The sequence below is a fragment of the Modestobacter sp. URMC 112 genome (genome assembly GCF_053502575.1).
The window spans coordinates 257,867-279,572 of sequence record NZ_CP199957.1; the positions used below are offsets into that span (position 1 = coordinate 257,867).

Here is a 21,706-nt window from a genome sequence, read left to right on the forward strand (position 1 = left end):
GGGGGAACGCGTGGAACCCATCAGGGTGATGGTGGTCGACGACTCCGTCGTCGTCCGGAAGATCGTGACCGACGTCCTGTCCCAGGACCCGGCGATCAACGTGGTCGGCACCGCGCCCAACGGTCGTCTCGCGGTCGCCAAGCTCGAGCAGCTGAAGCCCGAGCTGGTCACGATGGACATCGAGATGCCGGACATGAACGGCATCGAGGCGGTCCGGGCCATCCGCGGCGGCATGGGCGGACGCCAGCACAGCCGCGTCCCGATCATCATGTTCAGCACGCTCACCGAGCGGGGCGCGTCGGCCACCCTCGACGCGCTGTCCTCCGGCGCCAACGACTACGTCACCAAGCCGGCCAACGTCGGCAGCGTCGCGCAGTCCATGGAGAGCGTCCGTGAGCAGCTCGTCCCCAAGATCAAGGCCCTCACCGGCCGGCCGCTGACCGCCGGTGCCCCGGCCGCCCCCGTCGCGCCGGTCGTCCCCCGCCCGCCGGTCGCCCGGACCCGCGCCCGGCAGGAGCCCGCCGTCCTGGTGATCGGCTCGTCCACCGGTGGGCCCGAGGCGCTCACCAAGGTCCTGCCCCTGCTGCCGGCCGCCCTGCCGGTCCCCGTGCTGCTGGTGCAGCACATGCCGCCCGTCTTCACCCGGCAGTTCGCCCAGCGGCTCGACCGGCTGTGCGGCCTCGACGTCGTCGAGGCGGTCGCCGGCACACCGCTGGCGCCCGGCACGGTGCACATCGCCCCCGGCGACTTCCACCTCACGGTGAAGAGCACCGGCGGCATCCGGCGCACCGCCCTCGACCAGGGCGCCCCCGAGAACTTCTGCCGCCCCGCCGTCGACGTCCTCTTCCGGTCCGCCGTGGCCGCCTACGACGGCGCCGTGCTCGGCGTGGTCCTCACCGGCATGGGCTCCGACGGCCGCATCGGCACCGGCCAGATCCGCGAGGCCGGCGGCACCGTCGTCGCCCAGGACCAGGCCACCTCGGTCGTCTGGGGCATGCCCGGAGCGGTGACCCAGGCCGGCCACGCCGACGAGGTCCTCCCGCTGGGCCAGATCGCCGAGGCGATCACCCGCCTGCTGCCCACCGTCCGTCCCACCCTCACCGGAGCCCGCCGATGACCCTCACCGCGACCAGCTTCGACTGGGTGCGTCAACTGGTGCACCGGGAGAGCGCGATCGTGCTCCAGCCCGGCAAGGAGTACCTCGTCGAGGCCCGGCTGCTGCCGATGGCCCAGCAGCGTGGACTCGCCGGGGTCAGCGAGCTCGTGGAGTCCGTCCGGAGCCGCCCGGACGCGGCCACCACCCGGCGGATCGTGGAGGCGCTGACCACCAACGAGACGTCCTGGTTCCGCGACGGCGACCCGTTCACCGCCTTGACCGGCACCGTGCTCCCCGCCCTGAACGCCGCCCGCCGTCCCGACGAGCGGCTGCAGGTCTGGTCCGCGGCCTGCTCCAGCGGGCAGGAGCCGTACACCATCGCCATGCTGCTGGCCGACGCCATGCCCGACGCCCCCCGGCGGGTGTCCATCACCGCCACCGACCTCTCGCGGGAGATGGTCGAGCGCACCCGGGCCGGCCGGTTCAGCCAGCTGGAGGTCAACCGCGGCCTGCCGGCGTCCATGCTGGTGCGGCACTTCGTCCGCGCCGGCAACGAGTGGGAGATCTCCCCCGTGCTCCGTCGGATGGTCACCGCCACCGAGTGCAACCTGGCCGCGCCGCTGCCGCGGATGGGCCCGTTCGACGTCGTGTACCTGCGCAACGTCCTCATCTACTTCGACCTGGCGACGAAGCAGGCCATCCTGCGCCGCGTCGCACAGCTGATGCGCCCGGACGGCTGGCTGTTCCTGGGCGCTGCCGAGACCACCCTCGGCGTGGACGACAACTGGGAGCGGGTCGTCCTCGGCCGCGGCTCCGCCTACCGCCCTGGGAAGGGGAACTGACGTGCGTGCACTCGTGATCGACGACTCACGCGCCATGCGGCGCATCGTCGGCGGGATCCTGGAGGACTTCGGCTACGAGGTCCGCCATGCCGGGGACGGACGGGAGGCCCTCGACGTGCTGGAGGAGGGCTTCGCGCCGGACCTGGCCACGGTCGACTGGAACATGCCGGTGATGGACGGCCTGCAGTTCGTCTCCGCCGTCCGCAGCAACCCGGCCCACCGCTCGCTGACCCTGATGATGGTCACCACGGAGAGCGAGCACGGGCAGATCGTGCGCGCGCTGGCCGCTGGCGCCCACGAGTACATGATCAAGCCGTTCACCGCCGACGCGATGCGCGACAAGCTCGCCCTGCTCGGCCTGCTCCCCGCGGAGGTGACCCTGTGAGCGAGCTCGCCACCTCGCCCCGGCGCCGCAGCAGCGACGACCCCGGCCCGCTGACCCAGGACCCGATCGACGGCCTGATCGACGCGGCCACCGTCCAGGCGATCGCCGACGACGTCTGGACGTCGCTGGTCGGCGACGGCGAGGTCCTCGTGCCGCTGCCGGTGCCGGCGCCCGAGGCGACCGTCAGTGCCTGGGTGCAGATCACCGGGCCCTGGTCCGGCGCCGTCGTCGTCACCTGCGACGAGCCGACGGCGCAGCAGCTGACCGAGTGCCTGCTGCGGGCGCGCCCGCCTGCGGTCATCGAGCCCGAGGACGTCGACGACGCCCTCGGCGAGCTGGCCAACGTCATGGGCGGCAACGTCAAGGCCGCGCTGCCCGGCCCGTCCTCTCTCGGTCTCCCCCAGACCGGGCCCACTCCCCCGGCCACCCGGCCGGACGACCAGTGCCGCGTCGACGCCCAGTGGCGCGGCCAGTACTTGAGCATCAGCGTGCAGGGCGCCACCGGGGCGCCGCACATCGAGCGGAACGAGGTGCCGCAGTGAAGATCCTGGTGACGGACGACAGCCGCGTGATGCGGCAGATCGTGATCCGCACACTCCGCCAGGCCGGGTACGACGACCACGAGATCATCCAGGCCGAGGACGGCCGCGAGGCCCTCCAGATGGTCGGCTCGGAGAAGCCGGACCTGGTCCTGTCGGACTGGAACATGCCGGAGATGACCGGCATCGAGTGCCTGCAGGCGCTGCGCGCCTCCGGGTCGCAGGTGCCCTTCGGCTTCGTGACCTCGGAGGGCTCCCCGGAGATGCGGGAGAAGGCGGCCGACGCCGGCGCACTCTTCCTCATCGCCAAGCCGTTCACCGAGGAGACCTTCCGCGACGCGCTGGACGGGGTGCTGGCATGAGCGCGCCGCTGGCCCCGGCGATCCTGCCGGCCCCCAAGGACGTCCGCGACCTCCTCGAGGGCCTGCTCGGCAAGGACGTCAGCGTCTCCCCCGGCGACCCGGTGTCGCTCAACGACGGCGCCGCCCTGGCCGTCTACGTCGACCCGCAGCTGGCCACCAACGCCGTCTGCCTGGTCGACGTCCCGCTGGCCGCCTGGCTCGCCGGCGCGCTGGCACTGCTGCCCAAGGGCGGCCTGGAGGACGCCATCGAGGACGGCGAGCTGTCCGACATGCACCTCGAGGTCGTCTACGAGGTGGTCAACGTCGCCGCGGCGCTGTTCAACGGCGGGGGCGTGACCCACTCGAAGCTGTACAAGCTGTACGCGCCGGGGGACGCGGTGCCCGGTGACCTGGCCGGCCTGGCCGCCGGGTTCAACCGGATCGACCTGGACGTCGAGGTGGCCGGCTACGGCTCCGGCGCGATGTCCATCGTGCTGGCCTGACCGACCGGCCCGACCAGAGCCGGCTGACGCCGGACGCAGCTCCCCGGGATCGGGGAGGTGGGGTGCGTGGGAGACCACGGCAGCGCCCCGCCTCCCCGATCTCGTCGCTTCCGCCCCGGGGTGCCGTCCCGGGCGCACGGGGTGATGATCGCCGCACACCGAGCCCAGGGGAGCGACCATGGCGACAGGCAGCACGCCCAGCGACGGCGGACCCCCCGCGGGCTCCGGCACGGCCACCCCGGACGGCCCGACGGCGGCCCCGCGGCGGGATCGGACGCACTGGCTCTACATCGCGGTGATCGTGGCGGTGTTGGCCGGGATCGCGGTGGGGTTCGCGTTCCCGGAGTTCGCGGTGTCGTTGAAGTGGCTGGGCACGGCGTTCGTGGCGTTGATCAAGATGCTGATCGCGCCGGTGATCTTCTGCACCATCGTGTTGGGCATCGGGGCGATCCGCCAGGCGGCCAAGGTCGGGCGGATCGGTGGGCTGGCGCTGGGCTACTTCATCTTGATGTCGACCATCGCGCTGGCCATCGGGCTGGTGGTGGGCAACATCGTGGACCCCGGCAGCGGGCTGGAGCTGTCCGACGAGCTGCGCGGGCAGGGCTCGGAGCTGGCGTCCTCGGCTGAGGAGTCCGGTGGCACGGTGGACTTCCTGCTCGGGCTGATCCCCACCACGCTGCTGTCGGCGTTGACCGAGGGGTCGGTGTTGCAGGCGCTGCTGGTCGCGCTGCTGGTCGGGTTCGCCATCCAGGCCATGGGCCGGGCCGGGGACCCGCTGCTGCGCGGGGTCGGGCACCTGCAGAAGCTGGTCTTCCGGGTGCTGTCGATGATCATGTGGGTCGCCCCGATCGGGGCGTTCGGGGCGATCGCGGCGGTGGTCGGGGAGACCGGCATCGACGCCCTGAAGTCCCTGGCGGTGATCATGCTGGCCTTCTACGCCACCTGCGCGATCTTCGTGTTCGGGTTCCTCGGCGCGATCCTGTGGGCCTTCGCCCGGGTCAACGTGTTCACCCTGCTCAAGTACCTGGGCCGGGAGTTCCTGCTGATCGTGTCCACCTCCTCGTCGGAGACCGCGCTGCCCCGGCTGATCGCCAAGATGGAACACGCCGGGGTGTCCCAGCCCGTGGCCGGGATCGTGGTCCCCACCGGCTACTCCTTCAACCTCGACGGCACCGCCATCTACCTGACCATGGCCTCGCTGTTCATCGCCTCGGCCCTGGGTGACCCGCTCAGCGTCGGGGAGCAGCTGTCCCTGCTCGCCTTCATGATCATCGCCTCCAAGGGGGCGGCCGGGGTCACCGGCGCGGGGCTGGCCACCCTGGCCGGCGGGCTGTCCGCGCATCGCCCGGACCTGCTCGACGGCGTCGGGCTGATCGTGGGCATCGACCGGTTCATGTCCGAGGCCCGCGCGGTCACCAACTTCGCCGGCAACGCCATCGCCACCGTCCTGGTCGCCACCTGGACCAAGGAACTGGACCGCGACCAGCTCGACGCCGTCCTGGCCGGCCACCGCCCCTTCGACGAGGCCACCATGATCGACGACGACGGCCACGGCGGCGGCTCCACCGACGACACCCTCACCGACCTGCAGCACACCCAGCCCGAGACCGCCCGCCGCTGACCCGCACCACCGGGCGGACCCGGCCCGGCCCGGCCCGGCGCTGCCTGCCCGCGGGCGGGCGGGTCATGGGGGAGCATGGCCGCATGACCCCCGGCGGAACGGATCCGGCCGCGATGCTGGTGCACGCGGTCGAGGGCATGACGCGCCCGCTGTTCCTCCTGGACGACGCCTGGCGGTTCCGCTACGTGAACCCGGCGGGCGCGGCGGTCCTGGGCCGGACGGTCGACGCGCTGGTCGGCCGGGTGGTGTGGGAGGAGTTCCCCGAGGCCGTCGGCACCGAGTTCGAGCGGCAGTACCGGGAGGTCGCCGCGACCGGGGTGCCGGCCGGCTTCGAGGCGTGGTTCGAGCCGCTGGGCCGGTGGTTCGGCGTGGACGTGTTCCGCACCGATGCCGGCCTGGTGGTCACCTACGACGACGTCACGGCCCGGCGGGCGGTCGAGCACGCGCGGGAGCAGGCGGTCGCCGAGCGCGAGGCCGCGGCGGCCCGCGCGGCCGTCGCCGCCGGCGAGGCGGAGCTGGCCGGGCGGCACCTGATGCTGCTCGGCGACATCAGCCAGGCGATGGGCACCACCGTCGACCCCGAGGAGGCGGTCCAGCGCTTCGCGGAGCGGGTGGTGCCCGCGCTCGGTGACCTCTGCCTGGTGACCGTGCTGGAGGACGGGAGGCGGCGGGACGTCGGTCGGGCACACCGGGACCCCACGATGGAGCCCCTGCTGCACCGGTACGCCGACCTCCGGGCCGGCACCAACCGCGCCGAGGCCCCGGTGCCCACGTCCCTGCGGCAGGGCACGCCGGTGGTCATCCAGGACCTCACCGAGGCCCACCTGGAGGCGATGATCGCCGACCCGGAGGGGCGGGAGGTGGTGCGGGCGCTCGGGGTCCGCGCCGTGGCCACCTTCCCGCTGACGGCCCGGGGGGAGCTGTTCGGCGCGATGACCCTCGCCAACGGCGCCGCTCGGGGCCCGTTCACCGACGCCGAGCTGCGCACGGCGGGGGTGGCGGCCAAGCGCGCGGCGCTCGCGCTGGACAACGCCCGGCTGGCCAGCGCCCAGGGGCAGGTCGCGGACCGGCTGCAGCGGAGCTTGCTGTCCGACCCGGTCCAGCCCGACCACCTGGAGCTGGCGGTGCGCTACCGCCCGGCGACCCGGGGCATCTCCATTGGCGGGGACTGGTACGACGCCTTCCTGCAGCCCGACGGCGCCACCGTGCTGGTCATCGGGGACGTGATGGGCCACGACCTGGAGGCGGCCGCGGCGATGGGCCAGCTGAAGACGCTGGTCCGGGCGATCGCCTACGACCGGCAGGACCAGCCGGCCGACGTCCTGCGCCGGGTGGACCTGGCCGCCGTCGGGCTGGGCGCGCAGACCCTGGCCACCGCGCTGGTCGCCCGGGTGGAGCAGTCGCCGGAGCTCCGGGCAGCCGGCATGCGCCGGCTGCGGTGGTCCGCCGCCGGGCACCCCATGCCGGTGCTGCTGCTGGCCGACGGGTCGGTGCACGACCTGGACTCACCGGTCGGTCCGCCGATCGGCGTCGGCTGGCGCGGACCGCGGGTCGACGGCGTCGCGGACATGCCGGCCGGCAGCACCCTGCTGCTGTTCACCGACGGTCTGTTCGAGCGGCGGGGCTCGGACCTGGACACCGGCCGGGAGCGGCTGCGCACCCTGGCGGCCTCGCTGGCGCACGAGTCGCTGGAGGTGCTGTGCGACGGGCTCCTCGCCGGGCTGCTGGCCGACGGTGCCGAGGACGACGTCGCGGTGCTCGCCGTCCGCGCCCACCCGGAGGACGCGCTCCGCCCGCTGGAGGCCGGCCCCACGCGGGTGCCGGCCCTGCAGCCCGCCGTCTGACCGGCCCGCGGCCGCGGCGCCGGCTCAGCCGGTCCGCTGGGCGGCGCTCCGCACGGCCTCCACGACGGCGGCCACCCCCTGCTCGGCCCACAGCACGGAGTAGTGGTCGGTCCCGGGCACCTCGCGGGCGGTGATCCCGGCGCCGGGGACGCCGAGGCCGGCCAGCCGCTGCTCGTCGTACAGCCCGGGCGCCTGCCCGAGCATGCCGCGGGACGCCCAGAGCAGGGTGGTCGGCACCGGCGGGTCGGCGGTCGCCTCCAGGACCAGCTCGTTGTCCAGCACGTCGGCGCCGTCGACCCGCACCGCCTCCCGGACGACGGCGCTGCGCAGCTCGGGCGGCGTGCCGGTCAGGTCCCGCGCGAGGTACGCGGCGACGGCGGGGTCGTCCACCCAGGGGCCGACCGCGGGGTGGTCGGCCCAGAACGCGCGCAGGGCGGCCAGGTCGGGGAACGTGAGCTCCAGCCGGGCCAGCGCCGGCCCGAGCACCGCGGCCAGGACGGCGTCGATGTCGGCGGCCGGCGGGACGGGGAAGGCCAGGCCACCGTCGACGAGGACCAGCCCGTGCACCCGGTCGCGGGCCTGCCCGGCGGCGGCCAGCGCCGCCACGAAGCCGCCCATCGAGTGCCCGACCAGCACGGTGGCGACGGCGCCCTCGCCGCCGTCCGCCCCGAACCGGTCGAGCAGGGCGGTCAGGTCCGCGGCATGGGCGGACAGGCCGTAGGGACCGGGCAGCGAGGCGCTGTGCGCGCGGCCGCGCAGGTCGGGGGCGACGACCTCGAACTCGCCGGCCAGGGCGCCCGCGACCGGCCCCCAGGCCAGCGCGTTGGCGGTGATCCCGTGCAGCAGCACGGCCAGCGGGGCGCCCGGCGCGTCGGCCGCCCAGTACAGCGCGGCGAGGTCACCGCCGGCCACCGGGACGGTGATCTCCTCGGGCACGCGGGTGTCGTCGGTGGGCTCCATGTGCTCTCTCCTCAGGCTCGGTGGACGGCGAAGGCGACCAGGAACCCCAGCGAGGTGATCAGCCCGGTCCAGGTGCGGGTGCGTTCGAACGCCTCGGGGATCATCGTGTCGGCGATCATGGTCAGGATGGCGCCGGCCGCGACCGCGGTGATCACCGCCACGACCCCGGCCGACGCCCCGCCCAGGGCCAGCGTGCCCGCCATCGCGGACAGGCCGCTGGCCAGCGCGATCCCGCCCCACACGCCGAACACGTAGCGGGCCGACCGGCCGCTCCGCTTCATGCCCGCGGCGCTGGACAGGCCCTCGGGCACGTTGGAGACGAACACCGCGGCCAGCACCGGTGCGCTGACGGCGCCGCCGCCGAGCAGCCCGAGCCCCAGGACGACGGACTCCGGGATGCCGTCGAGCAGCGCACCGATCGCGATGGCGGCTCCGCTCCCGGCCGCCTCGTCCTCCGAGGGCTGCTGGTCCCCCGAGCGCTTGCGGTGCCGCGCGCCGTGCCGGGCCAGCAGGCCGCTGGCCGCCAGGTAGACGGTGGCGCCGCCGAGGAAGCCCGCGGCCGTGGGCAGCAGGCCGCCCGTGTCGGCCGCTTCGGCCATCAGGTCGAAGGCGACCGCGGAGATCAACACCCCGGAGCCGAAGGCCATCACCGAGGCGACGACGACCTGCGGGACCCGCAGGAACCAGGCGACCGCCGCTCCGATGACCAGCGCCGCACCGCCGAGGAGCCCCCAGAGTCCGGCCTCCAGCCACGTCGGCACGACGAGGTGGCTACCCGGGGGACGTGCGATCAGTCCCCGCGGCCCGGCGACCGGACTCGCTGCAGGGGGCGGCGAGGTCCCCTAGTCGGCGTGACTGAGCAGGTACCGGCCGAAGTGCGGCACCGTGAAGGCGATCTGCCCGCGCTCGGCGGAGTACACCAGGCCCTTCTTGATCAGCGAGTCCCGGGCCGGGGAGAGCGAGGCGGGCTTCCGCCCGAGCGTGAGCGCCACGTCGGCCGTCCCGACCGCCGCACCCGCCGGGCCGCCCAGGTCGGCCATCGCGTGCATGTACTCCCGCTCGGCGGGGGTGGCCCGGTCGTACCGCGAGCCGAAGAAGCCCACCGCGAGCTCGGCCTCCGCCGCCGGGGCGGCCATCGCCACGTCGGCGGCGGTGATGGGGGAGGAGGCGGCGACGTCCCAGGTGACCTTGCCGTAGGCCTGCACGAAGTAGGGGTAGCCGTCCGCGGCCGCGTACAGGGCGTCCAGGGCGGCCGCCTCGAACTCGACGTCCTCCCGCTCCGCCGGGGCGAGCAGGGCCCGGTCGGCGGCGGCGCGGTCCAGCCGGTCGATCCGCAGGTACCGGAAGAGCCGCTCCGAGTAGCTCTTCGACGCGCTCAGCACGGCCGGCAGGTGGGGGAGACCCGCGCCGACCACGATCAGCGGCGCCCCCTGCTGGGAGAGCTCGTGGCAGGCCGCGCAGATGGCCGAGACCTCGTCGGGCTGCACGTCCTGCATCTCGTCGATGAACAGCGCGACGCCCTTGCCGACGTCCGCGGCGATGCCCGCCACGTCGCTGAGCAGCTCCACCAGGTCGATCTCCATGTCGCCGGAGTCGGCCCGCCCGCTGCTGGCCGGCACGTCGATGCCGGGCTGCCACCGGTCGCGCACCTTGGCGTCGGTGGGCTGGCGCTGGGCGAAGGCCCGCAGCACGCCGAGGACGGCGTCGGTGGACTCCTGGTCGGGATGGCGCAGTTCCCGCAGTGCCATGTGCAGGGCCGCGGACAGCGGACGGCGCAGCGACTGGTCGGGGCGGGCCTCGATCTTGCCGGTGCCCCACCCGCGGGAGATGGCCGCCGACCGCAGCTGGTTGAGCAACACGGTCTTGCCGACGCCGCGGAGCCCGGTGAGCGCCAGGGACCGCTCCGGCCGACCGCGGGCGATGCGCTCGAGGACCACGTCGAAGGCGGACAGCTCGACGTCCCGCCCGGCCAGTTCGGGCGGACGCTGCCCCGCGCCCGGGGCGTACGGGTTCCTCACCGGGTCCATGTCGTGCAGGGTATTCGGTCGTCTAGCGCAGGGCATAGACAGACGTAGATCAGGGCATGGAGCAACTCTCGACCGCTCTCTCGCCTTCTCTACGCTGCACGCTAGACGGCCGCAGATGCACCTAGTGCTCTTGTGTCCTCGACCACCGTAGCACGTCCGTCGAACAGGTGTTCGAACGATCAGGACCCAGCCGGACGTCGCCGCCAGGTCCGCACCGCCAGCAGCGCGGCCCCGGCCAGTGCCAGCGGCAGCAGGCTCAGCAGCAGGCCGGGCCCGTCGTCCTCGCCCGCGGCGCCGACACTGGCGCCCACCGCCACGTGCAGCACCGTGCCGGGCACCAGTCCGACCGCGGAGCCGGCGAGGTAGTCGCGCAGCCGGATGCCGGACAGGCCGCCGGCGTAGCTGACCACGGTGAACGGCACGAGCGGGAGCAGCCGCCCGGTGAGCACGGCCAGGAAGCCGCGGCCGGCCAGCCAGCCGTCCGCCCGGACCAGCCGCGGGCCGGCGAGCCGCTCGACGGTCTCCCGGCCGAGGCAGCGGGCCAGCGCGAACCCGGCCAGCGCGCCCAGCACGCCGCTGGCCAGGGCCAGGCCCAGTCCGGCCCAGAAGCCGGCGAGGACGCCGGCCAGCACGGAGAGCGCGGTGCGCGGGACCGGGGCCAGGGTGGCCAGGGCGAGGCCGGCCAGCAGGACGCCCCAGGCCGCCGGTCCGCCCTCGGCCAGCCGGTCGCGCAGCGTGCCCACGTCGGGGACGTCGACCACCAGGGCCAGCACGCAGCCCGCGCCGACCAGCGCGACGAACAGCAGCCCCCTGCGCAGGACCCGGCCCGGCAGGCGGCGTCCCGTCCCGGGCGGGCTGTCGTCCACCCGGCCAGTGTGCGCACGGCCGGCGTCGACCGGCGTCTGGCCCTGTCTAGCTGCGACGCGAGACGACCCTAGACGGCTCGAGGGGCGTCGACCGGGGCGGTCCGGCACTACCGTCCGGGCGTGGGCACCATCGCGCGGTTCGCGCTCCGGGTCGTCGTCCTGGCCGTCATCTTCTACGCGGTGACCCAGCTGTACAGCGGCATCCGGGTGCTGGGCAACGCCGACGCGACGCTCGGGGTCTCCGGCGCCTACCTCTGGATCGCGCTGCTCTTCGCGGTGGTCAACTCGGTGGTCGGCCCGGTGCTGCGGCTGCTGTCCATGCCGTTCGTGGTGGTGACGCTGGGGCTGTTCCTGCTGGTGGTCAACGCCGCGCTGCTGGGCCTCACCGCGGCGCTGTCGGAGCGGCTGGAGGTGGACGGCGTGGGGGCGGCCGTGGTCGGCGGCTTCCTCATCGCCCTCTTCGGCTGGATCGCCGAACTGCTGCTGCCGCTCCGGGTGCGCGGCCGATGAGGGAGTCACTAGCGTGAGCGAGCATGGCCCGATCCGTACCTGACACCTCCCCGGACGCGGCCGACCCTCTGCCGGACGGGGCCGGGACCCTGCCGGACGGGGCCGGAGCCCACCTCGACCGGCTCCTCGAGGTCCCCGCCGACCTGGTCGCGCTGGAGGCCGCGCAGGCCGAGAAGCGCCAGCTGCTGGACCGGGCTGCTGCCGTCGCGCAGCAGCACCTGCCCGCCGGCGGCGAGCTGCCGGCCGCGATGGGTCCCGACGACCTCTCCGCGCTGCTGCACCGCTACTACGGCGGCGAGCCGGCCGCCGAGGTCGTCGGCCGCGACCCGGCCGCGCTCGCCGCCCTCGCCGTGGGACACCTGCGGCTGGCCGCCACCCGTCCGCCGGGCCGGGCGACCATCGACGTGCACCGCCGCCGGGAGGGCGGTGCCGTGCTGCGGGTGGTCAACGACGACATGCCCTTCCTGGTGGACTCGGTGACCGCAGAGGTCGTCCGCCAGGGCGTGGCCCTGGAGCACGTCGTCCACCCGGTCGTGGTGGTCCGTCGGGACGCCACCGGCAGGCTGGTGGCCTTCTGCGACAGCGCGGACGCCGCCAGCTGCGGAGCCGACGCGCTGACCGAGTCGTGGATGGCCGTCGTCCTCACCGGCGATGTGGACGACGAGGCCGCCGAGGACCTGGTGGCCGGGCTGGGCACCGTGCTGGGCGACGTCCGGCGCAGCCACGAGGACGCCGCCGCGCTCACCGCCCGGGCCCGGGAGGTCGCCGACGCCCTGGACAGGCTCCCCGACGACGCCCGGCCGGACACCGCGGAGTGGCACGCCGCGGACGACCCGGCCGAGGCCGCGGCGCTGCTGCGGTGGCTCACCGAGGGCAACTTCCACTTCCTCGGTGCCCGGACCGTCGAGCTGGTCGGGACCGCGTCCGACCCGGCGACGTCGGTGGTGGAGGGCTCCGAGCTGGGTGTGCTGCGGAGCTCGCCGCAGCGGGCCACCTCGGTGGCCCCGAACGCCCTGGCCGCGCCCGGCGCCGTGGGCAGCCGCCGGGTGCTGGTGACCAAGGGCGACGCCCGCTCCACGGTGCAGCGCCCGGCCTGGCTCGACCTGGTCGTCGTCGACCTGCCCAGCGACCAGCCGGGCAGCCGCGGCCGCCAGCACCTGCTGGTCGGGCTGTTCCCGACCGAGGCCTACTCCAGCAGCGTCCGGGACGTGCCGCTGGTGCGCCGTACCGCGGCCGAGGTGCTGCGGCGCTCCGGGGTGCCGGCCGACAGCCACTCGGGCAAGGAGCTGCTCGACGTCCTGGAGACCTACCCCCGCGACGAGCTGCTGCAGGTCGACGTGGACGAGCTGCTGCCGGTCGCGCTGGCCGTGCTGCACCTGCGCGAGCGCCGGCAGACCCGGCTGTTCCTGCGCCGGGACCCCTTCGGCCGGTTCTTCTCGTGCCTGGTCTACCTGCCCCGGGACCGGTACACGACCGAGGTCCGGCTGGCGATGCAGCAGCTGCTGCTGGAGCGGCTGGGCGGCACCAGCGTGGAGTACACCGTGCGGTCCACCGAGTCGGTGCTGAGCCGGCTGCACTTCGTCGTCCGGGTGCCGGTCGGCCGGCGGAAGCGCCCGACGCTGCCCGAGGTCGACGTCTCTGCTCTGGAGGCGGCGCTGGCCGACGCCGCCCGCAGCTGGACCGACGACCTGGCCGACGCGCTGGCCGCCCGGTACGGCGGGGACGCGCCGCGGCTGCTGGCCCGCACGGCGGACGCCTTCCCGGCGGCCTACCAGGAGGACTTCCCGGCCGAGGTCGCCGTCGACGACCTGGCCCGGCTGGAGTCGCTGCCGCCCGGCGCGATCGACCTGCGGCTGTGGGCGCCGCGCGACGCCCCCGAGGGCGAGCGGCGGCTGACGGTGTACCGGGTGGGGGAGCGGCTGCTGCTGTCCGACGTGCTGCCGGTGCTGCAGCACATGGGCGTGGACGTGCTCGACGAGCGCCCCTACGAGATCGACCGGATCGGCGCCCCACTCGCCTGGGTGTACGACTTCGGCCTGGCCGCCCCGGCGCGCGAGGTCCCGTTCGCCGGCAGCCTGGCCGAGCGCTTCACCGACGCGATCGCCGCGGTGTGGACCCGGCGGGCCGAGGACGACGGGCTCAACGCGCTGGTCCTGCTGGCCGGGCTGAACTGGCGGCAGGTCGCGGTGCTGCGGGCCTACGTGCAGTGGCTGCGCCAGGGCGGGCTGCCCTTCGGCGAGGGCTACGTGCAGGAGACGCTGGCCGCGCACCCGGACGTGGTGGCCCGGCTGATCGCGCTCTTCGAGACCCGCTTCCACCCCGACCGGAGCACCGGCCGGCAGCAGCGGGAGGCCGAGCTGGTCGACTCCCTGACCCGGGCGATCGGGTCGGTGGACTCGCTCGACGCCGACCGGGTGCTGTCCTCGCTGCTGGCGGCGGTGCAGGCCACCCTGCGGACGACGGCGTACACCCCCGGGGTGTTCGTCGACGGCACCCCGCTCGCGCTCAAGCTCGACCCGCACGCCGTCCCCGACCTGCCCGAGCCCCGCCCGGCGCGGGAGGTGTGGGTCAGCTCCCCGAGGGTGATGGGCGTGCACCTGCGGTTCGGCGCGGTCGCCCGCGGCGGGCTGCGCTGGAGCGACCGCCGGGAGGACCTGCGCACCGAGGTGCTCGGACTGGTGAAGGCGCAGACGGTGAAGAACACCGTCATCGTGCCGACCGGGGCCAAGGGCGGCTTCGTCGTCCTCACCCCGCAGCCGGACGGGGCTCCCCGCGACCAGGTGCTGGCCGAGGGGCAGGCCTGCTACAAGCTGTTCATCGGCGCGCTGCTCTCGCTGACCGACAACCTCGCCGACGGCACCGTCGTGCCGCCGGACCGGGTGGTGCGGCACGACGCCGACGATCCCTACCTGGTCGTGGCCGCGGACAAGGGGACGGCGACCTTCTCCGACCTGGCCAACTCCGTCGCCCTGGAGCGCGGCTTCTGGCTGGGCGACGCCTTCGCCTCCGGCGGGTCGGTCGGCTACGACCACAAGGCCATGGGGATCACCGCCCGCGGTGCCTGGGAGTCGGTGACCCGGCACTTCCGCGAGCTCGGGGTGGACGTGCAGAGCCAGGAGGTCACCGTCGTCGGCATCGGTGACATGTCCGGCGACGTCTTCGGCAACGGCATGCTGCTGTCCGAGCACCTGCGGCTGGTCGCCGCCTTCGACCACCGGCACGTCTTCGTCGACCCCGCCCCGGACGCGGCCGCCTCCTACGCCGAGCGGCGGCGGCTGTTCGAGCTGCCGCGGTCGTCCTGGGCGGACTACGACAGCACGCTGATCAGTGCCGGCGGCGGCGTGTGGCCGCGGACGGCGAAGTCGGTGCCGGTGTCCGAGCCGATGCGCGCCGCGCTGGGCCTGCCGGCCGACGTAGACGCGCTCAGCCCCGCGGAGCTGGTCCGCGCCGTCCTGCTGGCGCCGGTCGACCTGCTGTTCAACGGCGGGATCGGCACCTACGTCAAGGCCGCGACGGAGAGCGCGCTGGACGTGGGGGACAAGGCCAACGACGCGGTCCGGGTGGACGGCGGCGAGCTGCGGGTCAAGGTGGTCGGCGAGGGCGGCAACCTGGGCCTGACCCAGCGCGGCCGGGTGGAGTTCGCGCTGGCCGGCGGCCGGGTGAACACCGACGCCATCGACAACTCCGCCGGCGTGGACACCTCCGACCACGAGGTGAACATCAAGATCGCGCTGAACCGGGCGGTCGACGAGGGCCGGCTGGACCGCGAGGGGCGGGCCCGGCTGCTGGGGGAGATGACCGACGAGGTCGCCGCCGCCGTGCTCTCCGACAACTACGCGCAGAACGCCGTGCTGGCCGCCGACGTGACGGCGGCCCGCGGCCTGCTGGAGGCCCACCAGCGCTACCTGCGGGCGCTGGAGCGCCGCGGCCGGCTGGACCGGGCGGTGGAGGCGCTGCCCGACGACCGGGCGCTCGCCCAGCGCCGCCGGGACTCCCAGGCGCTCACCTCGCCGGAGCTGTCGGTGCTGCTGGCCTACGCGAAGATCGAGGTGAACGACGCCGTCCTGCAGTCCTCGCTGCCCGACGACCCCGCGCTCGCCGACCTGCTCACCGGGTACTTCCCGCGGCCGCTGCGCGAGCGGTTCGGCTCCGCGGTGGCCGACCACCCGCTGCGCCGGGAGATCGTGGCCACCGGGCTCGCCAACCGGGCGGTCAACACCGCCGGCGTCACCGGGCTGTTCCGGCTGTCCGAGGAGAGCGGCGCACCGCTGGTCGCCGTGGTGCGCGCGCACGCGGTGGCCCGGGCGGTGTTCGGCCTGGACCGGATGTGGGACGCGCCCCGGCAGCTGGACAACCGGGTGCCGGCCGTCGTCCAGGTGCAGCTGCGCGCCGAGGCCACCCGGCTGGCCGAGCGGGCCGCCCGCTGGCTGCTGCGGGTGCCGGAGCTCTCCGCCGAGCCGGCCGGGTCGATCGCCGCCGTGACGGACCGGTTCGCCGGCCCGGTGGCCGTGGTGCGCGCCGGCCTGCCCGGCTGGCTGCTGGGCGCCGACGCGGCCGGCTACGCCGAGCGGGTCGCGGAGCTCCGGGCCGCCGGGGTGCCCGACGACCTGGCCGCCGAGGCGGCCGCCGCCCCGCTGCAGGCCGTGGCGCTGGACCTGGCCGTGGTCGCCGAGATCACCGGCGCCCCGATCGCGCTGGCCGGCCAGGTGTCCCAGGGGCTGGCCGAGCGGCTGGGGCTGGTGCCGCTGCGCGAGCTGGTGATCGCGCTGCCGCGGGACCGGCGCTGGCCCTCCATGGCCCGCGCCTCGCTGCGCGACGACCTCGCTGCCGAGCACGCCGCCCTCACCGCCGACGTGCTCGCGCTGCGGTCCCGGGACGACGAGCCGGCCGGCGACCTGGTGGCCCAGTGGGCAGAGGGCTGGGACACCGCCCAGCGGCGCGCGGCGGCCCAGCTGGCCGAGCTGGCCGCCGGCGACCGGCACGAGCTGGCCGAGCTGCTGGTCGCGGTCCGGACGCTGCGGGGGCTGCGCCGCCGATGACGGGTCGTGTGTGCGGCGAGCCCGTGTTGGGCACAACCGGACGGTGAAGACCGTCGTGATCGCCGTGCTCGGTGGCATCCTGACCCTCGCCGGCATCGGGCTCCTGGTGCTGCCCGGCCCGGGCTTCGTCCTGATCGCCGCCGGCCTGGCCGTGCTGGCCACCCGCTTCTCCTGGGCGAAGAAGCCCCTGGACTACGCGATGGACAAGGCCGAGCAGGGCATCGAGGAGGTCGGCAAGAGCCCGCTGCGGGCCGCCGGCGCCGCGATCGCGGCCCTGGTCCTGATCGGCCTGGGCGCGCTGGCGCTGGCCGGGATCGACCTCCCGTTCGTGAACACCCTCAGCGCGATCGTCCTGATCGTGTCCGGCCTGGTCCTGATCGGCACGATCGTCTTCGCCCGGCGGCAGGAGAAGATCGAGGCCGCCCGCGCGGAGCGGCCGGCCGGCGCTCCGGAGGGCGGCGGCGCCTACCGCGTCGCCGCTCCCGGGAACGACTGACCCTCACTGGTCGACCCTGGTCGTGCGGCTCGGTTGGTGACAGCCTGCCGTCGCATCCCGGTGCCGCCGGTGCATCGCCAGGCTGACGGAGCTCTTCGAGGGCCTGCCTGAGATGTCGCGGGCCCGGCGGCCCGGGGCGTGCCGACTGGCGACAGGGCTGCGCGCCTCGAGCGCCGATCAGTGAGCGACCGGCTGCACGTCCCGGACCGCGGGTGCTGACCCCACTGGTGCAACAGCGGAGGCAGCAACATGAACGGTAAGGACGTCTCAGCGGACCGGGAAGCCCGCTTCGGCGGGGTGGACTGGTCCTGGGAGCGCCATGCGGTCTGCATCGTGGATGCGGCCGGGGCGGTGATCGAGCGGTTCGAGGCGGAGCACCTGGCCGCCGGGCTGCAGGCGATGGTGCGCCGTCTGCACCGGGCTGCGGTGGCGCGGGTGGCGATCGAGCGCGGCGACGGACCAGTGGTCGACGCGCTGCTGGCCGGTGGTCTGGAGGTGGTGGTGGTCTCCAGCCGGCAGGTGCGGGCGCTGCGGCTGCGCTACGGCACCGCGGGCAACAAGGACGACCGGTTCGACGCGTTCGTGCTGGCCGACGTGCTGCGCAGTGACGGGCACCGGCTGGCCTCGCTCACCCCGGACAGTTCGGCGACCATCGGCCTGCGGGCGCTGGTGCGGGCCCGCAAGGACCTGGTCAAGCACCGGATCGCGCTGGGCAACCAGCTGCGGGCCAACCTGCTGGCCGCCTTTCCCGGAGCGGTGGGAATGTTCGCCGAGATCGACTCGCCGATCAGCCTGACCTTCCTCACCCGGTTCCCCTCGGCCGAGCGGGCTGCCTGGCTCTCGGAGAAGCGGCTGGCCGCCTGGCTGGCCGCCGTGGGCTACTGCGGCCGCCAGACGCCCGAGCAACTGATCGCGCATCTGCGCGCCGCCCCGACCGGGTTGACCGGTCCCGCCGGCGCCGCCTGCGCCACCGTCACCGAACAGCTCGTCGCGACGCTGACCGAGCTACGGGTGCGCATCGACGCCCTGGACGAGGCCATCGCCGAGACCCTCGCGCTGCACCACGACGCCGCCGTCTTCACCAGCCTGCCCCGGGCCGGAACCAACCGCGCCGCGCTGCTGCTGGCCGAGATCGGCGACTGCCGCGCCCGCTTCCCCGACGACACCGCGCTGGCCGCCGGCGCCGGAGTCGCGCCCTCCACCCGGGCCAGCGGCAAACGCCACCACGTCGCCTTCCGGCACTCCTGCGACAAGAAGCTGCGCGAAGCACTGATCGACTTCGCCGCCGACAGCCGCCAGGCCAGCCCCTGGGCGGCTGACATTTACCAGCGAGCCCGCGACCGCGGCGCCCGCCATCCGCACGCCGTTCGCATCCTCGCCAGAGCCTGGTGCCGAATCATCTGGCGCTGCTGGACCGACAACACCGCCTACGACCCAGCCCGCCACGGCGGCCTACAACAGCTCCTGGCCGCCCAGGGTTGACACAGGGCTCTCAGGGGAGCCGCAGCACCCGGGCGTCCCACGCCGCGAGCCGACGCGGGTCGGGGTCGGGGAGGTTGCCGAGCACGAGCTCGGCGTCCCGGGCGCCGGGCAGCAGCTCGTCCAGGTCGTGCGGGGTGGCGCCGACGTTGCAGACCACCAGCAGGGTCTCGCCGTCCAGCGAGCGGGTGAAGGCGTACACCTCCTCGTGCTCGGGCAGCAGCATGGTGAAGTCGCCGAGCTGGACGGTGCGGGACGCGTGCCGCAGCGCGATCAGCGCCCGGTGGTGCGCCAGCACCGACGTGGGGTCCTCCCGCTGCGCCGCGGCGTTCCAGTCCACGTGATCGGGGTTCACCGCCATCCACGGCGTCCCGGTGGTGAACCCGGCGTGCTCGCCGGCGTCCCACTGCACCGGGGTGCGGGCGTTGTCCCGGCTCACCGGGCGGATCGCCGCGAGCAGCTGCTCGGGGTCCGCGCCGGCCGCCACGGCTTGGGCGTGGTGGTTGAGGGACTCGACGTCGCGCAGGTCGGCCAGCGAGGCGAACGGGGCGTTGGCCATGCCGAGTTCCTCTCCCTGGTAGACGTACGGCGTGCCGCGGTGCAGGTGCAGCAGCGTGGCCAGGCAGGTCGCCGAGTCGCGGCGGTGCGCGGGGCTGTCGTCGCCGAAGCGGGAGACCGCGCGCGGCTGGTCGTGGTTGTCCCAGTAGAGGGAGTTCCAGCCCACGTCGGCGAGCCCGGCCTGCCACCGCCCGAACGAGGCCTTCAGGTCACGCAGCCGCAGTGGCCGGGAGTGCCACTTGTCGCCGTCGAAGTCCAGCCCGACGTGCTCGAACTGGAACACCATGTCCACCTCGCCGCGGGCCGGGTCGGTGAACAGCCGGGCCTGCTCGACGGTGACCCCGGGCATCTCGCCCACGGTGAGCAGCCGGTCGGGCCGCCCGGCGAAGACCTCGCGGTGCATCTCCTGCAGGTACTCGTGGACCCGCGGCCCGCACAGGTAGGACGCCGACCCGTCGCCGTAGGGGCTGCCGGGCAGCGGCGGGCCGTCGGACAGCTCGCCGTCCGGGCCGACGTCCTTGGAGATCATGTTGATGACGTCCATCCGGAAGCCGTCGACCCCGCGGTCGAGCCACCAGCGCATCATCGCGTACACCGCCTGCCGGACCTCGGGGTTCTCCCAGTTCAGGTCGGGCTGGGTGCGGTCGAACAGGTGCAGGTAGTACTCGCCCGAGGCGGCGTCCAGCTCCCAGGTGGGGCCGGAGAAGAACGAGTGCCAGTTGGTCGGCTCGGCGCCGGGCTCACCGGCCGCCATCCCGGCGCGCGGGGGTCGCCACCAGTACCAGTCGCGCTTGGGTGACGTCCGGGACGACCGGCTCTCGGCGAACCACGGGTGCTGGTCGCTGGTGTGGTTGACCACCAGGTCCATGACCAGCTTGATCCCGCGGTCGTGCAGCTCGGCGAGCAGCGCGTCGAACTCCGCCAGCGTGCCGAAGACCGGGTCGATGTCGTGGTAGTCGCTGATGTCGTAGCCGTTGTCGGCCTGCGGCGAGACGTAGACGGGGGACAGCCACACCACGTCGACGCCCAGGTCGACCAGGTGGTCCAGCCGCTGCCGGATCCCGCCCAGGTCGCCGATCCCGTCGCCGTCGGAGTCGGAGAACGAGCGGGGGTAGACCTGGTAGACGACCGCGCCGGTCCACCACGGGGTCACGGCGGCCACCTCAGCCCAGCGGGGGACGGCGGCGGCCGAAGCCGGTCGCCTGCTCGAAGGCGTGGCCGACCTCGAGCACCCGGCGGTCGGCCCGCGGCGCCGCGATCACCTGCAGACCCACCGGCAGCCCGTCCGGGGTGAACCCGCCGGGCACCGAGAGCGCCGGGCAGCCGGTGGCCGAGATCAGCGTGCAGGAGCGCATCCAGGACAGGTAGTCGTCCTGGGGGACGCCGGCGATCTCGGTCGGGTACTCGAGCTCGACCGGGAAGGGCAGCACCTGCGTCGTCGGGGCGAGCAGGACGTCGAACCGGTCGAAGAACCCGACCACCCGTTCGTACAGCCTGGTGTGCAGCTGCTCGGCGCGGGCCAGGTCGGGCCCGGCGAGCTTCGCGCCCAGCTCGGTGTTCCAGCGGATGGACTCCTTGAGCCGGTCCGGCGAGCGCCGGGCGATCTCGCCGAACGTCGCCTCGAACAGCCAGGCCCGCAGCGTGCCGAAGACCTCGTCGGCGTCGCTCAGGTCGGGGCAGTCCTCCTCGACGACCGCCCCGAGGGACTCGAGGACGCCCACGGATCCGGCCAGCACCGAGGTGATCGCCGGGTCCACGGCCACCCGGCCACCCAGGTCGGGGGCCCAGGCCACGCGCAGCCCGGTCAGCTCGGTGGGCAGCGGAGCGGCGAAGCCGGCCGGGTCGTCGGACAGCGAGATGGGGACCCGGCGGTCCGGTCCGGCCAGCGCCGACAGGGTGAGCGCCACGTCCCCGACGGTGCGGCCCATCGGCCCCTGCACCGACAGCTGCGACCAGCCCATCGCGGCCGGATGGGTCGGCACCCGGCCGGGGGTCGGCCGCAGCCCCACCACGTTGCAGAAGGCGGCCGGGTTGCGCAGCGACCCGCCCATGTCGCTGCCCTCGGCCAGCGGGACCAGCCCCGCGGCGAGCGCGGCGGCCGCGCCACCGGAGGAGCCGCCGACGGACAGCCCGTGCCGGTAGGGGTTGTGCGTGGCGCCGAACAGGGTGTTGAAGGTGTGCGAGCCCGCGGCGAACTCCGGCACGTTGGTCTTGCCCACCCGGATGGCCCCGGCCGCCTTGAGCCGGGCCACCACGAGCTCGTCGCGCGCCGGGACGGTGTCGGCGTGCAGCGGGGAGCCCCACGTCGTGCGCATGCCCCCGGTGACGTGGGTGTCCTTGTGCGCCACCGGCAGGCCGTGCAGCGGGCCGACCGGCTCGCCGGCGGCGAGCGCCGCGTCGGCCACGTCTGCCGCGACGCGGGCGCCCGCGGCGTCCAGCGTGACGATGGCGTTGATCTCCGGGTCCAGCCGCTCGATCCGCTCCAGGTGAGCGTCCAGCAGCTCGCGCGCGGACACCTCCCGGGCCCGGACCATCGCGGCCAGCTCGGTGGCCGGGCGGGTGCAGAGGTCCTCGGCGCTGCTCACCCCGGCGACGGTAGT

General features: G+C 74.6%; 18 protein-coding genes. 12 read left to right on the forward strand and 6 right to left on the reverse strand.

Translation table 11 applies throughout. The features are described 5' to 3' along the window. Window positions 1–10: 10 nt before the first annotated feature. From ACWIX6_RS01165 to ACWIX6_RS01200, 8 genes are all read left to right on the forward strand, one after another. Window positions 11–1,117 carry a protein-glutamate methylesterase/protein-glutamine glutaminase gene (locus ACWIX6_RS01165; protein ID WP_448615012.1) on the forward strand — a complete coding sequence of 369 codons (1,107 nt, stop codon included), beginning with the start codon at window positions 11–13 and terminating at the stop codon, window positions 1,115–1,117. Then, entirely contained in the window at window positions 1,114–1,938 is an 825-nt protein-coding gene (locus ACWIX6_RS01170) for a CheR family methyltransferase (protein WP_448615013.1), read from the forward strand. Before ACWIX6_RS01165 ends, ACWIX6_RS01170 begins: the two co-directional genes overlap by 4 nt. 1 nt (window position 1,939) lies before the next feature. Then, the gene (locus ACWIX6_RS01175) at window positions 1,940–2,323 is read left to right on the forward strand and encodes a response regulator (protein ID WP_448615014.1); all 384 of its coding nucleotides are present in this window, start codon (window positions 1,940–1,942) and stop codon (window positions 2,321–2,323) included. After that, complete coding sequence (locus ACWIX6_RS01180) at window positions 2,320–2,865, forward strand: chemotaxis protein CheX (protein WP_448615015.1); 546 nt, start codon at window positions 2,320–2,322, stop codon at window positions 2,863–2,865. Before ACWIX6_RS01175 ends, ACWIX6_RS01180 begins: the two co-directional genes overlap by 4 nt. After that, a complete protein-coding gene (locus ACWIX6_RS01185; protein WP_448615016.1) occupies window positions 2,862–3,224 on the forward strand; it encodes a response regulator in 363 nt (120 codons plus the stop codon). Before ACWIX6_RS01180 ends, ACWIX6_RS01185 begins: the two co-directional genes overlap by 4 nt. Beyond that, entirely contained in the window at window positions 3,221–3,706 is a 486-nt protein-coding gene (locus ACWIX6_RS01190) for a hypothetical protein (RefSeq protein ID WP_448615017.1), read from the forward strand. Before ACWIX6_RS01185 ends, ACWIX6_RS01190 begins: the two co-directional genes overlap by 4 nt. Before the next feature lie 178 nt (window positions 3,707–3,884). Continuing rightward, a complete protein-coding gene (locus ACWIX6_RS01195; RefSeq protein ID WP_448615018.1) occupies window positions 3,885–5,327 on the forward strand; it encodes a cation:dicarboxylate symporter family transporter in 1,443 nt (480 codons plus the stop codon). Window positions 5,328–5,410: 83 nt separating this feature from the next. Beyond that, window positions 5,411–7,171: a SpoIIE family protein phosphatase gene (locus ACWIX6_RS01200; protein ID WP_448615019.1), complete on the forward strand. Its 1,761-nt coding sequence runs from the start codon at window positions 5,411–5,413 to the stop codon at window positions 7,169–7,171. Between the two features lie 24 nt (window positions 7,172–7,195). Here the strand turns inward: ACWIX6_RS01200 and ACWIX6_RS01205 are convergent, their stop codons facing one another. The 4 genes from ACWIX6_RS01205 to ACWIX6_RS01220 all read right to left on the reverse strand — a co-directional run bounded on the left by ACWIX6_RS01205 (window position 7,196) and on the right by ACWIX6_RS01220 (window position 11,024). Beyond that, window positions 7,196–8,131: an alpha/beta fold hydrolase gene (locus ACWIX6_RS01205; protein ID WP_448615020.1), complete on the reverse strand. Its 936-nt coding sequence runs from the start codon at window positions 8,129–8,131 to the stop codon at window positions 7,196–7,198. An 11-nt stretch (window positions 8,132–8,142) separates the two neighbouring features. After that, the gene (locus ACWIX6_RS01210; RefSeq protein WP_448615021.1) at window positions 8,143–8,892 is read right to left on the reverse strand and encodes a ZIP family metal transporter; all 750 of its coding nucleotides are present in this window, start codon (window positions 8,890–8,892) and stop codon (window positions 8,143–8,145) included. A gap of 81 nt (window positions 8,893–8,973) precedes the next feature. Next, window positions 8,974–10,158: an ATP-binding protein gene (locus ACWIX6_RS01215; RefSeq protein ID WP_448615022.1), complete on the reverse strand. Its 1,185-nt coding sequence runs from the start codon at window positions 10,156–10,158 to the stop codon at window positions 8,974–8,976. 179 nt (window positions 10,159–10,337) lie between these two features. Further along, window positions 10,338–11,024: a TVP38/TMEM64 family protein gene (locus ACWIX6_RS01220; protein ID WP_448615023.1), complete on the reverse strand. Its 687-nt coding sequence runs from the start codon at window positions 11,022–11,024 to the stop codon at window positions 10,338–10,340. Between the two features lie 120 nt (window positions 11,025–11,144). Here ACWIX6_RS01220 and ACWIX6_RS01225 point away from each other — a divergent pair, with 120 nt between their 5' ends. From ACWIX6_RS01225 to ACWIX6_RS01240, 4 genes are all read left to right on the forward strand, one after another. Then, the gene (locus ACWIX6_RS01225) at window positions 11,145–11,534 is read left to right on the forward strand and encodes a phage holin family protein (RefSeq protein ID WP_448615024.1); all 390 of its coding nucleotides are present in this window, start codon (window positions 11,145–11,147) and stop codon (window positions 11,532–11,534) included. Between the two features lie 23 nt (window positions 11,535–11,557). Then, on the forward strand, window positions 11,558–16,573 hold the full coding sequence (locus tag ACWIX6_RS01230) for an NAD-glutamate dehydrogenase (RefSeq protein ID WP_448615025.1): 5,016 nt from the start codon (window positions 11,558–11,560) through the stop codon (window positions 16,571–16,573). A gap of 43 nt (window positions 16,574–16,616) precedes the next feature. Then, entirely contained in the window at window positions 16,617–17,069 is a 453-nt protein-coding gene (locus ACWIX6_RS01235) for a PGPGW domain-containing protein (protein ID WP_448615026.1), read from the forward strand. A 249-nt stretch (window positions 17,070–17,318) separates the two neighbouring features. Further along, window positions 17,319–18,551: an IS110 family transposase gene (locus ACWIX6_RS01240; protein ID WP_448612925.1), complete on the forward strand. Its 1,233-nt coding sequence runs from the start codon at window positions 17,319–17,321 to the stop codon at window positions 18,549–18,551. 10 nt (window positions 18,552–18,561) lie between these two features. On the opposite strand, the gene ACWIX6_RS01245 is transcribed toward ACWIX6_RS01240, so the two are convergent. Beyond that, window positions 18,562–20,259: a glycoside hydrolase family 13 protein gene (locus ACWIX6_RS01245; RefSeq protein ID WP_448615027.1), complete on the reverse strand. Its 1,698-nt coding sequence runs from the start codon at window positions 20,257–20,259 to the stop codon at window positions 18,562–18,564. A gap of 10 nt (window positions 20,260–20,269) precedes the next feature. After that, window positions 20,270–21,691, reverse strand: coding sequence for an amidase (locus tag ACWIX6_RS01250; protein ID WP_448615028.1), 1,422 nt, complete (start codon window positions 21,689–21,691; stop codon window positions 20,270–20,272). Window positions 21,692–21,706: the final 15 nt, after the last annotated feature.